This window comes from Acidobacteriota bacterium (assembly GCA_016208495.1).
Classification (GTDB): Bacteria; Acidobacteriota; Blastocatellia; order Chloracidobacteriales; family Chloracidobacteriaceae; genus JACQXX01.
Genome location: JACQXX010000131.1, coordinates 1 through 14,533 on the forward strand (window position 1 = coordinate 1; position 14,533 = coordinate 14,533).

Annotated in this window: 10 protein-coding genes; 5 read left to right on the forward strand and 5 right to left on the reverse strand. The window is 51.8% G+C overall.

Annotated elements, in window-relative coordinates:
* Positions 1-217: 217 nt before the first annotated feature.
* Positions 218-1,528: a dihydroorotase gene (locus HY774_26300; protein ID MBI4752014.1), complete on the forward strand. Its 1,311-nt coding sequence runs from the start codon at positions 218-220 to the stop codon at positions 1,526-1,528.
* Complete coding sequence (locus tag HY774_26305; GenBank protein ID MBI4752015.1) at positions 1,525-3,756, forward strand: HEAT repeat domain-containing protein; 2,232 nt, start codon at positions 1,525-1,527, stop codon at positions 3,754-3,756. The genes HY774_26300 and HY774_26305 overlap by 4 nt, the downstream gene beginning before the upstream one ends.
* 24 nt (positions 3,757-3,780) lie before the next feature.
* Here HY774_26305 and HY774_26310 read toward each other — a convergent pair whose 3' ends face one another.
* The gene (locus HY774_26310; GenBank protein ID MBI4752016.1) at positions 3,781-3,945 is read right to left on the reverse strand and encodes a hypothetical protein; all 165 of its coding nucleotides are present in this window, start codon (positions 3,943-3,945) and stop codon (positions 3,781-3,783) included.
* A 34-nt stretch (positions 3,946-3,979) separates the two neighbouring features.
* Here HY774_26310 and HY774_26315 point away from each other — a divergent pair, with 34 nt between their 5' ends.
* Positions 3,980-5,236, forward strand: a complete 1,257-nt coding sequence (locus HY774_26315; protein ID MBI4752017.1) for an MFS transporter — start codon at positions 3,980-3,982, stop codon at positions 5,234-5,236.
* Positions 5,237-5,464: 228 nt separating this feature from the next.
* Here HY774_26315 and HY774_26320 read toward each other — a convergent pair whose 3' ends face one another.
* The 4 genes from HY774_26320 to HY774_26335 form a co-directional block, all read right to left on the reverse strand.
* Positions 5,465-6,394, reverse strand: coding sequence for a site-specific DNA-methyltransferase (locus HY774_26320; GenBank protein MBI4752018.1), 930 nt, complete (start codon positions 6,392-6,394; stop codon positions 5,465-5,467).
* A complete protein-coding gene (locus HY774_26325) occupies positions 6,366-6,572 on the reverse strand; it encodes a hypothetical protein (protein MBI4752019.1) in 207 nt (68 codons plus the stop codon). The genes HY774_26320 and HY774_26325 overlap by 29 nt, the downstream gene beginning before the upstream one ends.
* A gap of 56 nt (positions 6,573-6,628) precedes the next feature.
* Entirely contained in the window at positions 6,629-9,451 is a 2,823-nt protein-coding gene (locus HY774_26330; protein ID MBI4752020.1) for a TonB-dependent receptor, read from the reverse strand.
* 259 nt (positions 9,452-9,710) lie between these two features.
* Positions 9,711-11,231, reverse strand: coding sequence for a DASS family sodium-coupled anion symporter (locus tag HY774_26335; protein ID MBI4752021.1), 1,521 nt, complete (start codon positions 11,229-11,231; stop codon positions 9,711-9,713).
* A 344-nt stretch (positions 11,232-11,575) separates the two neighbouring features.
* On the opposite strand from HY774_26335, the gene HY774_26340 reads away from it, so the two are divergent.
* Together HY774_26340 and HY774_26345 are read left to right on the forward strand one after the other, a co-directional pair.
* Positions 11,576-12,883 carry an amidohydrolase family protein gene (locus HY774_26340; protein ID MBI4752022.1) on the forward strand — a complete coding sequence of 436 codons (1,308 nt, stop codon included), beginning with the start codon at positions 11,576-11,578 and terminating at the stop codon, positions 12,881-12,883.
* 6 nt (positions 12,884-12,889) lie between these two features.
* Positions 12,890-14,122 carry an amidohydrolase family protein gene (locus HY774_26345; protein MBI4752023.1) on the forward strand — a complete coding sequence of 411 codons (1,233 nt, stop codon included), beginning with the start codon at positions 12,890-12,892 and terminating at the stop codon, positions 14,120-14,122.
* The last annotated feature ends 411 nt before the right edge of the window (positions 14,123-14,533 follow it).

Genomic DNA, 14,533 nt, shown 5'->3' on the forward strand with positions numbered 1-14,533 from the left:
TTTTCTCCTCCTTCTTAACTAGAGGATGACACTTTAGCTCACTTTTTTGTTTCCGAAAGTGTATACAATTTATGATACTTTCCTGTATACGATTTAATGATATTCAACAGGGTTCAGGGTTCAGGGTTCAGGGTTCAGGGTTCAGGGTTCAGGGTTTTCGAATTCAGGTCTTTTTTGTTGTTTTTCAGGATCCACTTTTCTCCACGATCACAAAACCATGTCAACTTTGTTTATTCGCAATGGTCATCTCATAGACCCGGCGCAAAACCTCGACGCGCCGGGTCATTTGCTCATTCAGGATGGATGCATCGCCGCCATTGGCCCTGAACTCACCGCTCCGCCCGAAGCTGAAATTTTTGAGGCAAGCGGCCTGGTGGTGGCACCTGGGTTCATTGACATCCATGTGCATTTGCGCGAACCCGGCCAAACCCACAAAGAAACAATTGCCACCGGCACCCGGGCGGCGGCGGCTGGCGGGTTTACCGCCGTCTGTTGCATGCCAAATACTTCACCAGTAAATGATTCACCGATGATTACCCGGTTTATTTTGGATCGGGTGCGGGAATCAGGGTTTACACGGGTCTACCCCATCGGCGCGATTACCAAAGGTTCGGCGGGTGAAACCCTGGCCGAAATCGGTGGTATGCGTGAAGCCGGAATTGTCGCGATTTCAGACGATGGTCACCCGGTCGGAAATGCTCAGGTCATGCGACGAGCCATGGAATATGCCCGCGACTTTGGCCTGCCAGTGATTGATCATTGTGAAAACAAAGACCTTTCGGCAGGCGGTGTGATGAATGAAGGCATTTACTCGACCTTGCTTGGCTTGCGTGGCATGACCCGTGCCGCTGAGGAAGTTGATGTCGCCCGTGATATCGTGCTGGCCGAACTGACCGGCGCTCACGTCCACATTGCCCATTTGAGCACGGCGGGCTCGGTCAATCTGGTTCGCTGGGCTAAATCCAACGGGGTGCGCATCAGTTGCGAAGTTACACCACACCATTTCACGCTCACCGATGCCGCCACCGATGGCTTTCATACTAATGCCAAAATGAACCCCCCGCTCAGAACTGAACGGGATGTCGAAGCATTGCTTGAAGGCATCGCTGACGGGACAGTTGACGTGATTGCCACGGATCACGCCCCGCATTGCGGCGAAGAAAAATCTCAGGATTTTGACAGCGCGCCGTTTGGCATCCTGGGCCTCGAATCAGCCGTAAGTCTTTCAATTGAAAAACTTTATAATGCCAAACATATCAACTTGAGCCGACTGGTGAATTTGCTTTCGACCGCACCAGCGCGATTACTCAACCTTCCTGGCGGAAGTCTTCGCGTTGGCCAACCCGCTGATGTCACCCTGCTTGATCTCACCCGAAGTGTTCAGTTTCAAGTTGGACAATGGCAGTCCAAAAGCTCTAACTCGCCCTTTGACGGATGGCAACTCACCGGGGCACCCGTGGCAACCTTCATTGGCGGAAGACAAATCTTCGGAGACGGCAAAATTTTGGTCGAAGGGGGAATGATATGAAGACGTCTCACCCGCATTTACAGCACATCCTCAGGTTGATTCTGGTGCTGATGATAAGCACATTGTCTGTTTCCGGTCAGGTTCCAACTGGATTACCACCTGATAGCCCAAATCCGAATGCCGAGAAGAGCGGGAAAATTCCCCCGATCCTTCAGCGGAAACGGTCTTCTATTCAGGTCTATGCCCGGTTGATGCAACTTGAAGATCAACGCTATTTCAGCCCCGAGGAATTTAACTCGTTCCTGATCACCAGCCATGCCGGGATTCGCCGCCGGACGGCAATGGCAATTGGTCGGATTGGTGACCCGCGCGGCCTGCAAACCTTGTTTGACCTGCTGGTTGACGATGGCAACCCGACGGTTCGTGCCGCCGCCGCCTTTGCGATTGGTGAAATTGAATACCCCGACACGCTTGGCACACTCGTCCAAATCTTTGACACAAAGAACGAAGTCCCACTGGTTCGCGCCCGGATTGCTGAAGCAATGGGCAAAGTCTTTGGAAATCCAGCCAACGCCGGCAAGTTTGTCAAAGGTGACCCCAAGGCAGCTTTAGATCGTTTGTTGCGGCAGGTGCCAACCGCCAAAACCCAACTGGCGGCTGGAAGTGACGAAGAGAAACTGGCCACGCTTTCGATTACAGCCTTGATGCGAACCAAATCCCCAGAAGCCGTCATGCCACTCGTTGGTGCGCTCGAATCAACCAACACCGCTGTTCGCTGGCACGCGGCCAATGCCCTGTCACGCCTGCTCCCGGCGCTCAATACCAGTTTCGACGCCAAAGTTGTCTTTCCCCGACTGATTGCCGCCACCAAAGACCCAGAACCGCTGGTCCGTGCCCTGATTGCTCGCCCACTGGGACTGGCACACACTCCTGAAGCCACCCAGGCCCTGGTCAAATTGCTGGCTGATTCAAATGATCAGGTAGTCGTCAATACTGTTCGCGGTTTGGGCCGGAGTGCCGATCCGCAGGCCGTGGCACCACTCCTGGCCCTCGGCGAAGAACAGCTTGCCCGTTTGATGAAACGCCCCGCCGAAGACCGGGAACACGCTAATGAGTTGCCCTTGCTGCTTGAAATTGCCACGGCACTCGGCAATTTGCGTGCAACTGAAGCCACTGGATTTTTAAAACAACTCCGACTTGCTCCGAATGGGATCGTTGGGGCAAATGTGGAAGTCGAAGTCGCGCTGGCCCAAATTGATCCGCAAAAATTTTATGACTTCACACCACAACAGGAACCGCTCGGAAAGGAGTGGCAGGCAGTGGCCAATTTTGCCACGGGTTTGGGAGAAATCCAGACACCAGAAGCCCGCCAGCTTTTGATTGAAACCCTTGAAGGGAAAAAGTTTCGTGAGCTTGACCCACGCGGGGTGCCTGATTTGCTTCGAGCGATTGCCAAACACAAACCTGACACGCTGGCGGAACTCTTGCGTGGGCAATTGAAAGCATCGGATGTGATGATCCGCGCCACGGCGGCTGAACTGTTGGGGGAAACGCCGCAGAGCGAAGAGTCATTCAAAGCGCTCTCCACAGCCCTCACGGCAGCCAACGACACAATGAACGATGCCAAACTGGCGATTTTGACCGCCTTATCTCGCTATAACCGGCCTGAAACGGCAACCATTCTCAATGCGACACTTCGAGATAGCGATTATCTGGTCCGACGTCAGGCGGCTGATTTGCTGAAGGTGCTGGATCCACGCCCGGATCGCATTGCCAGCCGTGAAGCTCAGGTGGGGATTGTCCGGCTTGACCGCGACATCAAGTTTTACCAGCAACTGGCAAAGCTGATGCGCAAGATCGTCGCCCGCGCCACGCTCAAAACAACGAAGGGAAACATTGAACTTGAGTTCTACCTGGAAGATGCCCCGCTCACGGTATACACATTTGTCAACCTGGTGGAGAAAGGCTATTTTGACGGGCTCACCTTTCATCGAGTCGTGCCAAACTTTGTGGTTCAAGGCGGAGATCCGCGCGGGGATGGAAACGGCGGGCCTGGGTTTCAGATTCGTTGTGAAATCAACCAGCAACCCTATGAACGTGGATCAATCGGGATGGCACTTTCCGGAAAAGACACCGGTGGCAGTCAATTTTTTATTTGTCACTCTCCGCAACCACATTTGGACGGCGGATATACAGTTTTCGGGCGCGTGGTACATGGAATCGAAGTCGTTGACCGCATAACTCGCGGCGACCAAATCCTGGGAATTGAAACTCAACGACCAGAATAAAGGAAATGAGGTATGAATTATGAATTATGAATTATGAATATATAGCCTTCCAGAAAAAGATTCTCCCTGGGAGCGCCGGCATCCTGCCGGCAACTGATTGAAAATCAACCGTTTGGTGCCGGCAGGATGCCGGCCCTCCCAGGAAATATCAGACTGGTCTCGCATCAATGCTTCAAATTCATACTTCATACTTCATACTTCATACTTCGGAACATTGCCCAACATGCCATATGCACACGCCAAACACATTGGCTACATTGATCTTCTACGCCGCAATCCAAAAGTTCGTCGGCTTTGGATGGCACAAGTCGTTAGCGAATTAGGCGACTGGCTTAACTTTGTCGCCCTGGTTCAAATCATCAATCATTTCACTCCAAATGCGCAGGCTATCGGCTGGTTGATTGTCATCCAGATGATTCCGATGGTCGTGGTCGGACCCTTTGCCGGGGTCATCGCTGACCGATTTAATCGGTGTGGTGTCATGATTGTCGCCGATCTGATCCGTGCTGCGGTTGTTTTGGGGTATTTGACCATTGACCGGCCAGAAGAACTCTGGCGAGTCTATGTCCTGGCAGCGCTGCAATTTTCAGTTACCGCTTTTTTTGAACCGGCCCGGGCAGCCTTAATCCCCTCACTGGCTGAAGGTGAAGAACTCGTCGCCTCCAATGCCCTGACCAGCGTGACCTGGTCGGTGATGCTTGCCCTGGGTGGCTTTCTCGGCGGACTCATCACCGGGTTCATCAACCCAACCGCCACGTTTCTCATTGATTTCATTTCCTTTATCGTTTCGGCCCTTTTGCTGATCCGGCTGCTGAAGGCGGGTGTCATTCGCCATTTGGAACACCCATCCGACAACCCCAATCCCTCATCCAGCAGCCTCTGGCCAGCCCTGGTGTTTTTGGTTCAACACCGGCAGGTAGCAGCCGTGTTACTGGTCAAAACCGGCATTGCGGTGACGGCTGGCGGGCTCTGGCTGCTGTCAGTGGTCTATGGTCAGCGAGTATTTCCAGTGGGAAAAGAAGGAGCGCTGTCGGTGGGGTTACTCTATGGAGTCCACGGGCTCGGCTCAATTGTCGGTGCCAGTCTCTCCAGCCGAATGTTACGCACTGGCCGTCCAATTCACGTGATGTGGTGGGCATTTGCGCTCCGCACGGCTTTTTTCTACTTCTGGGCGGAGGCTGGAAACCTGACGGTGGTATCAGTGGCGATTATTGCGGCGACCACGTGCGGCGCCTTGCTGTGGGTCCTGAGTACCACCGTCTTGCAGGAACTGGTCCCAGATGAAATTCGAGGACGGATTTTTTCACTTGAGAACTCAGCCATGACCTTCGGCATGATTGTTTCGACCGTGCTGACTGGACGCGCCCTGGATATCTGGCATTTGACGCCGCAAGCCACCACGATGTGGACGGCGCTGGCCGCCGCCATTGTCGCCGCTGGTTGGGGCTGGGTCACCTGGCGATGGGAGCGATGGAAATAGCCAACAAGCTATAACCCTTCAGAAAAAGGTACAGAGTTCAAGCCTTAGCTTGCTTCGGGTTAACGGTTTGAACAACTTCAGTTGAATCAAAAACTTGAATCCTCCGACACTCCAGTTTTCGCAAGCTAAAGTTTGAACTCTGAACGGAAATCATTTTCTGAAATGCTATCGCAGATAGTCAAATCCCCATTTTTGGGTTGAACTGCCTCTAACTCCGTTGTGGAAAGGTCACTTGCCTTTGACAACGCCCGCCCACTCACTCTGTCCCTGCAGAGCGATTCGTCTTTGGAATAATTTCCTTGAAACCCAGCCTAATCGCTGAAACGCCATTTTGAGATATTCTTCATTGAGTTCGATACCAACAAATTTACGTCCCAGTTTCTGGCAAACGGCCCCAACTGTTCCTGACCCAAAAAACGGATCAATGACTGAATCTCCAGGTTCAGTTCCTGCAAGAACACACATTTCAACCAGTTTTGTTGGAAAGGTTGCAAAGTGAGCACCGGGAAAAGGCTCAGTGTTTATGTTCCAAACTGTGCGCTTGTTTTTTGGTGGGCCGGCCAAACTTGGCTCTTGAATCTCTTGAAAGTTGTAAAAGTATTTTTCTGATTTGGTCAGTAAAAATAAGTATTCATGAGACCGGGTTGGACGATCTTTGACTGATTCAGGCTGACAATTTGGCTTATTCCAAATGATATCTGAGCGTAGATACCATCCGTCTTCTTGAAGCGCAAAGGCGAGCTTCCAGGGAACACCTATCAAATCTTTTGGTTTCAAACCTTCGGGAGTGGGAGGGCGATAGTCCATTGCCCTCCCTTTGTTTTTCTTATCCGGATCACGCCAGGTTCGCCCACCACTGGTATAGGAATCCCCAATATTTAACCACAGGGTTCCATCAGGTTTGAGAACATGGTATATCTCTCGAAATACTTGCCTGAGATTCTGCAAATATTCCTCCAAATTTTGCTCTGCCCCAATTTGATGAGCAATACCATAATCTCGAAGTCCCCAATATGGAGGGCTGGTGATAGCACAACGAAACGTATCAGCAGGAATTTGAGCAAGCGCGGTTAAAGCATCAGAATGAATGACTTCTCCCGGCTCACAATGACCATTCACAGAGGGTTGATCAAGATTTAGAAGTGATAGTTGTCTCATCTATTCCCTCGCGAACATTCACTTTTCCCGATTCAATATGTTCGGTTTCCGCCATCTGGCGAACGGCTATTTCAATCACCGCAGTCTGGCTTATTCCCAGTTTCTGGGATAGGGCAAGCAATAATAGTTTGGCCTTTTCAGAAAGCCGGAAACCGCTTGGTGTCTTTCGATTGTTCATACATTGGTTATACATCATGGAGCAGGTTATAGCAATGTAATTTAAGAAAGAACTCTCTAAAACCGGAATCTCACACCAAGCTGCATTTGCTGTGGCGAACCAGCCGAATTCAACACCGAATTTGGTCCGGCTGGCGTGTCACGCCGAACCACTGAAAAGCCATCGTTGGTGGTGCCGTTTGAGCCCAGGTTGTCTGCCCGGAACAGATTGAAGACTTCGGCCAGCACTTCGACCGAAGCGGTGTCTTTGAGGTTGAAGGTTTTTGAAACCCGCAGATCGAAGTTGTAAAATGCCGGTCCACGCTGGCTATTGCGTTCGCGAATGCGCCCATCCGGCCCCAGCACCCGGTCGTTACCGCTGTTGCCGTCCTTGTTGAGGTCTTCGCCGGTGACTTCGTCAATTGGGCGCCCGCTCAGTGCAGTGAAAATCCCCGAAAGTCGGAATCCGTAGGGCAGTTCGAAGACGCTGTTGGCAATAAACCGGTGGCGGATGTCCCGTGCCGAAGTTGTGAATTCATACCCTGGATCAAACTGATTGCTCTCGGCGATGTCAAAGAGCGGCTGTTCTTCGGAAACCGTGTCTTTAGTTCGACTTAACGTGTAGTTTGCCTGGAACTGGAACCGATTCGAAAATCGCTTTTGCACGCCGAGCGTCAACGCTTTGTATTCGTCATAGCCCAGACTGGTCAGGTTAAAAACCCGGCCATAGTTTGGAAATGGGGTCACGCTCCGGTCATAGACAAAGCGCCCGGTGGTGTCAATAAACCCACTCGCCAGATTGAGGTTCTGGACAAACGGCACATTGCGCGTTCGGCTGCCGGTAAAGGTTGCCAGGAAACTGAAATTGCGTCCCAAATCGCGTTCATAACTGACATTGACCATCCCGGAACGGGTCAATTCAAAATTTGGATCAAAGGCAAAAACGTCTGAACCAAGTGGGGCATCGGGAATACTCGTTGGCAAGGTTTGTGGGAACGTCACCGGAACATCGCCAAAGAAGAAAAACGCCCCGTTGGTGACGCCGTTCGTGTTGAATGCCTGGAACAGATAAATCGCCGGCACTCGACCATAATTCAGCCCAAAGTCAGCCCGAATGACCTGTTTCCCATCACCTCTCGGATCCCAGGCCAGCCCGATGCGCGGGGCGAAATTGTTGTAATCATTGGGCACGGACGAAGTACTCGCAAATGCCGGGTTTGGGCGTGTCGGCTGTGGGTTTTTGGTACCTTCCCAGCGCAACCCCAGATTCAGCGTGAAATTGGATCGAATCCGCCAGCTATCCTGGGCAAAGAAGGCAAATTCCTTTTGTCGAGCTTTGAAAGTCGTCGCATCTTCGACCGAAACACCATTGGCACCAACAATTTGGAAGTAATAGAGCGGCTTGTTTGGGAAATCAGCCACACTGTCATATCCATAGCCGCCCTGAACACCACCTTTGAATATTTCATTGGCGCCGGTGATGTTGATATCAGTTCCAAATTTGAATGAATGCGAACCGGTCGTGTATGACAGGTGATCCACAATCTGGTACTTGTCATTGATATTGAACGGCACGTTTTGGAACAGATTTGGCCCAAAAATCAGTCCTTCCTTCAGAATCTGCACTTCTGGCCCGCCGTTGTCGGCAATCACCTGCCGGTTTTCGCGCAAATATTGAAAGCGGAACTCGTTGACGGCCTTGGGCGACAAAATCCGCGTGTACTGAGCCACGTGCGATTGGGTGACTGGTTTTTCAGTTCCAAAGTGGTCAAGTCCAATCCCAAGGGTATTTCCGCCACCGCGTTTGGTCAGTTCAAACCGGCTGTAATTAAAGCGGTAATTGAGGATATTGCTCGTGTTTGGCGTCCAGTCAATTTTACCAAGCACCACCGCTGCATTTTGGTTGGCATCTGTCCGCCCCTGCAATTCCGGCAGGAAGTTTTCCAATCCTGGACCGAAATTGGCCACAAACGGATCTTTCCGACGCTGCACGTCAACGGCGGTGAAAAAGAACAGCTTATCGCGCACAATTGGCCCACCCAGGTTGCCGCCAAACTGGTTTTGGGTGAAATCAGTCGGTTCACGATCAAAAGCATCATTCGCGGTCAGATTTTTATTCCGAAAGAACCAGAAGGCCGTGCCGTGAAAATCATTGGTGCCCGACTTGGTTACCACATTGATCGAGCCGCCAGTGGTGCGTCCATATTCGGCAGACCCGCCACCGGTAATCACCTGAAATTCCTGTACCGATTCCAGGCTGATGGTAAACGGAGGGCGTGTCCCCCCGGCAGGTTCGGCAAAAAACGGGTTGACGAAATCAGCACCGTCAATGTTGAGCTGAGTGTCATAGGTTCGTTGTCCGGCAATTGAAATCGAATTCCCAAACGAATTGCTCTCCGGACTGCGCGCCGGGAAAACATTGGGCGAGAGTGTGATGAAATCCTTAAAGTTGCGCCCATTGACCGGGAGATTGGTCACCTGACGGCTGTTGATGAGCGTTGATTCGCTGGCCCGTGTGGTTTCAACCAGCGGGACGGAATCAGCCGCGTCTACCACCACCACATCGCCGGTATCACCCACTACCAGTTTGAAATCAATGGTTGAAACAGCGCCGATAGTCACATTCACATTGGCGGCTTCGCTCGGTTTGAAGCCGCTGGCAATCACTCGCAGGGCATAGGTACCGACGGGAATGGATGGAAACGTGTAAAACCCATCACCTGACGTCTGGGTTTCGCGGACCTGCCCCGTGCCCTGGTTGGTCAGACGAACCGTAGCGCCATTGACCAGCGCGCTGCTGTCATCCACGACGGTGCCGCGAAGTGTTCCGCTTACGACCTGCTGTGCCTGAACTGGAACAACCATCAGCCAGAACAGAAAACAACAGCTTATCCCGATCATTCTAGAAAAACTCACCAGTTGAGACCATTGGGAAATCAGGCGGCAGTACCTGTATGTTGGCGAAAACATGAGTAATTTCTCCTGTAAGGAGGTGAGAGTTCAGGCTGAAGCCTGAACTCTCACCTTACTTTTCTAAATGATGTATTTGATTGAAAGACGGATGATACCATTTTGCAATGAAATGCTCGCACTAGAAAACAATCAAGTAATTCAGTCAAATAGACTTAGTGAACTACTGACTACTGACTACAAACTGGTATTAATTTGCGGGAACAAGAAGGAGTGTTCCCAGGACGATCACGATAAACCCAACCACGTCGAGCAGAATTCCATATTTCATCATACTTCTCAATGGTACATATCCCGAGCTATAGACAATCGCATTGGTTGGGGTTGAAATCGGGAGCATAAACCCAAGTGACGAAGCCATTGAGGCCGCAATCGCCGCCTGCAACCCGGCTTTTCCGCCAAGCGCAATCACCACTGGCACGACCATGTTGGCTGACGACACGTTTGAAGTGAGTTCCGAAACCAGAACCGCCACAGTTGACGACACAGCAATCAACCCAGCACCGCCCGAAGGAATGACGCCTGTCAAACTGGCACCGATAGATTCGGCCAGTTTGGTTGAAAACGCCAGTTGCCCCAGCGTTATCCCGCCTCCGTACAGTGCCATCACGCCCCAATCAATTTCGAAGGCTTGCTTGACCGAGAGCGTAAACTCCTGCTGCTTCCAGTTTGTGGGAAGCAAAAACAACAGGCAGGCCCCACTCAACGCCGCGACACTCTCTGGAACACGTTGCGAATAGATTTTCGCAACTGGATGCGCATCACCAATCGTCAAGGCCAGAATGCCGGGCGTAATCCACAAAACAACCGTTATCCCAAATGCAATCAAGGTGTTGCGTTCACCTGGCGTCAGATTTCCAAGCTGCTGGCGTTCGGAAAGAAATCGTTCTCGAATGCCAGGCAAATTCTTCACTCCGGGCGGGCACAACCAGTTCAAGTAGAAGAAAAGGGCCAGGTACATAATCACAACAATTGGAATGGCAAACGTCATCCACTCAAAAAACGGTACCCGCCGACCAAGCTGGCGCTCGATAAACCCAAGCCCAATCAGATTAGTCGGAGTTCCAACCGGCGTCGCCAGCCCACCAACTGAGGCCGAAAAAGCACACATCAACATCACGGCGCAGGCATAGGCATCAGTCACGGCATCTTTTTTGACGTCACGGAGTGCGCGGATGATGGCCACACCAATGGGAAACATCATGGCGGCAGTCGCCGTGTTGGAAATCCACATCGAAATCACACAACAAATCCCGCCGTAGGCAAACAAAATCCGGCTCGGACGTTCGCCGACCAGCGGATTGGTCAGTACCCAATAGGCAAACCGCCGATCCAACCCGTGCAGGTAAATCGAGCGCGAAAGAATAAACGCCCCTAAAAACAAGAACATAATCGGGTCGGCAAATGACCCGAACGCCTGCGCAGCGGGTGCTACGCCAAGCGCAATCACCAGCGTTGGGCCAAGCAACCCGGTAACGGCCAGCGGCAGGGCTTCGGTAATCCAGAGCACAACCACCAGTCCAAGAATGGCTGCTAACCGATGGGCCTCCAGACTCAACCTGGACATGGGCAAAAACCACAGACTCAAAAAGACAAGTGGGCCGAGCAGCAGACCGCTCCGCTGGCGAAGTGATTCAAACTGGCTTTCCAGCTCGGTCACAGTCATCTGGATGGTATCGCGTTTGATTGGGGAATCAGGTTGGGTGGACATAGATTAGGGGTTAGGGGTCAGGGGTCAGGGGTTGGGGGTTTGGGGTCAGGGGTCAGGGGCATAAGCGCCAGGATAAGAAAGCTCGTGCTCTTTCCGGTGGCATTCAATGATGTTCTTGTCGGGGTTGGGTCTCGTTCTGGCCGGGTCCGTGGGCTTCGCACCACGGCTATTACACGACGACCCTTTTCGTCTTTTCCGTCCTTTTGGTCTTTTCCCGGTCACCAGTCACCAATTGACGACGGCGCTATAATGCCACTTCTGTTTCAAAAATGCTGTGTGCCGCTCGCAGTTCCACGAAAGAAATACCCCATCCTCAGATAGATCTTCCCTCACGAGGTACTTTGATGAAACGTCTTCTCCTCTTCAGTCTGGCCGTGCTGTTTTTGAACGTAACCGCTCGTGCCCAGGAAAAACCCCACGCGTTTGTTGGGGCTGAAATCATTCCAATTGCCGGAGCCCCGATCTCCAACGGGGTGCTGGTGGTCCACAAAGGTAAAATTGTCGCGGTTGGTCCGGCCAAAACCACCCAAATCCCGGCGGATGCTGAACGTCACGAGGTATCAGGCAAGGTGCTGATGCCCGGTCTGGTTGATTCGCATAGCCACATCGGTGGCCCTGGCGGTGGCGATGGAAGCGGACCATTTCACCCGGATACGCGGGTGCTCGATGCCATCAACGTTCGCGATGCCGGCATTCAAAAAGCCCAGGCAGGCGGGATCACTACCGTGAATGTCATGCCCGGCTCGGGTCACCTGTCCAGTGGTCAAACCTTGTACTTGAAGTTGCGGGATGGCCAGACAATTGATGATCTTTTGATCTTTGACGCCGACGGAAAAATGTATGGCGGGTTGAAAATGGCCAACGGCACCAACTCGATTCGGCCTCAGCCTCCCTTCCCTGGGACACGAGGCAAATCAGCCGCACTGGTCCGTGATCAATTTGTCAAAGCTCAGGAATATCGCGAGAAAATACGCCGTGCCAATGGCGACCGGGAAAAAATGCCTCCTCGCGATCTGGCAATGGAGACACTGGTTGAAGTCCTTGATGGCAAACGAGTGGTGCATTATCACACCCACCGCCACGATGACATTTTGACCGTCCTGCGGGTGTCAAAGGAATTCGGGTTTAAAGTGGTGCTCCACCATGTCAGCGAAGGGTGGAAAGTCGCCAACGAAATCGCGGCGGCCAAGGCGCCGGCATCCATCATTGTGATTGACAGTCCCGGCGGAAAAATGGAAACGATGGATGCCTCGTTTGCCAATGGCAGCATTCTGGATCGAGCTGGAGTCCTGACTGGGTTTCATACGGATGATGGGATTACCGATTCCCGATTTTTCCTGCGTTCAGCCGCGCTGGCGGTTCGTGCTGGAATGTCACGCGACCGGGCACTGTATGGCATGACAATGGCCAACGCCAAAATGCTGGATCTGGACCAGCGTGTTGGCTCGCTCGAAGTCGGCAAGGATGCTGATTTTATTCTCCTCTCGGGGGATCCGCTGAGTGTTTACACCAAGGTTTTGGAAACATATGTTGATGGAACCAAAGTGTTTGACCGCAAAGACCCGAAAGATTACCTGTATGCCACGGGCGGGTACGGGGCCAGCCGCAATCAGGTCATGCACCTCGATTGCTTTGACCACGATGAGGAGTAAGCACACATGTTGAAACAATTCTTTTTTATTCTTTTTCTGTTTGCTTTGGCTGCGGTTGGGTCTGCTTTATTGAATCCAGTGCAGGCGCAGGTGGCTGTCAAAGGTGAAACGGTCCACACCATGGCGGGTGCTCCAATCAAAAACGGCGTAGTTTTGATCCGCGATGGGAAAATCGAACAGGTTGGTCCAGCCAGCGAGGTGAAAATTCCCATCGGATATCGGACACTGAGCGCCAAAGTGGTAACACCTGGACTCATTGATGCCCACACCGTCATTGGGCTTTCAGGCTACCTGAATCAAGCCCAGGATCAATCCCAGCTTGACCAATCAGAGGCGATGCAACCGGAACTCCGGGCAATTGATGCGTACAATGCCCAGGAACGACTGGTCGAGTGGGTCCGTGGATTTGGTGTGACCACGCTCCACACCGGGCACGGCCCCGGAGCATTGATTTCTGGTCAAACGATGATTGTGAAGACAACTGGCGACACAGTTGAGACAGCCTTGTTAAAACCGGTCAGTATGGTTGCGGTCACGCTGGGCAGTGGCTCACTGGCCAGAGAAGGCAAGTCACCCGGTACGCGGGCCAAGCAAATTGCGCTGCTCCGCAGTGAATTGATCAAAGCCCAAGAATATGTAACCAAACGCGATACGGCCCCGGATGACAAAAAACCAGCCCGAAACCTTCGAATGGAAACGCTCAGTCAGGTCATCAAAGGCGAACTGCGGCTGCTGGTTACAGTCCATCGGGCAGAAGATATCCTGTCGGCGCTCCGAGTGGCAAAAGAGTTCAACGTGCAGATTGTCCTGGATGGCGTGGCTGAAAGTTATCTGGTCAAAGATCAGATCAAAGCCGCCGGGGTGCCAGTGATTATCCATCCAACCATGTTTCGCTCCAACGGAGATACTGAAAACCTCAGTATGGAAACGGCTTCGGTGCTACGAAAAGCCGGAATCTCGGTTGCCCTGCAAAGCCATTTTGAAGGGTATGTTCCCAAGACCCGTGTGGTTTTATTTGAAGCCGCCGCCGCCGCCGCCAATGGGCTCTCATTTGAAGAGGCACTTGGCACGGTGACGATTGAAGCCGCCAGAATTTTAGGCATTTCCGACCATGTTGGATCATTGGAAGTCGGCAAAGATGCCGACGTGGTGCTCTTTGACGGTGATCCGTTTGAATACACCAGTCACACCACCGGCGTGATTATCAATGGAAAAATCGTCAGCGAGGAAGCACGATAGCAGGTTCTTCAGCCTAAACATCTGAAACCCAGTACCAAATATACAGGTCCTCTTGAAATAGGGGCTGTCAACAAAATTGACAGCCCCTATTTGCTTAACACAATAGTTAACCCCTTTAAAAACAATCTATTACAAACAAAATCCATGGATTTGAATACTAACTACACAACGAATTTGAAAAAGCCCACTCAACTCTCAACTGCAACCATATAATTTTCAACTCTTTCATAATAAACATCTTCAAGCCTTTCAATAAAAAAGAATCAAATCTTCACCCTCTTTGGCATCGGTATTGCACTAGAGAGGTCATCAGTCACCAAAAGACAATCAAAAATACAGCTTGAGATTACGGGTAAAGAGGAAATCCATACATTATGAAGAAATCACGTTTTATCGCATTGTTGACCTTCG

Excerpts from the sequence above, each read along its gene's own strand:
- HY774_26310 (MBI4752016.1), bottom strand. The coding sequence starts at position 3,945 with ATGAAGTATGAATTTGAAGCATTGATGCGAGACCAGTCTGATATTTCC.
- HY774_26305 (MBI4752015.1), top strand. The coding sequence starts at position 1,525 with ATGAAGACGTCTCACCCGCATTTACAGCACATCCTCAGGTTGATTCTG.
- HY774_26325 (MBI4752019.1), bottom strand. The coding sequence starts at position 6,572 with ATGAACAATCGAAAGACACCAAGCGGTTTCCGGCTTTCTGAAAAGGCC.
- HY774_26345 (MBI4752023.1), top strand. The coding sequence starts at position 12,890 with ATGTTGAAACAATTCTTTTTTATTCTTTTTCTGTTTGCTTTGGCTGCG.
- HY774_26330 (MBI4752020.1), bottom strand. The coding sequence starts at position 9,451 with ATGATCGGGATAAGCTGTTGTTTTCTGTTCTGGCTGATGGTTGTTCCA.
- HY774_26340 (MBI4752022.1), top strand. The coding sequence starts at position 11,576 with ATGAAACGTCTTCTCCTCTTCAGTCTGGCCGTGCTGTTTTTGAACGTA.
- HY774_26320 (MBI4752018.1), bottom strand. The coding sequence starts at position 6,394 with ATGAGACAACTATCACTTCTAAATCTTGATCAACCCTCTGTGAATGGT.
- HY774_26335 (MBI4752021.1), bottom strand. The coding sequence starts at position 11,231 with ATGTCCACCCAACCTGATTCCCCAATCAAACGCGATACCATCCAGATG.
- HY774_26300 (MBI4752014.1), top strand. The coding sequence starts at position 218 with ATGTCAACTTTGTTTATTCGCAATGGTCATCTCATAGACCCGGCGCAA.
- HY774_26315 (MBI4752017.1), top strand. The coding sequence starts at position 3,980 with ATGCCATATGCACACGCCAAACACATTGGCTACATTGATCTTCTACGC.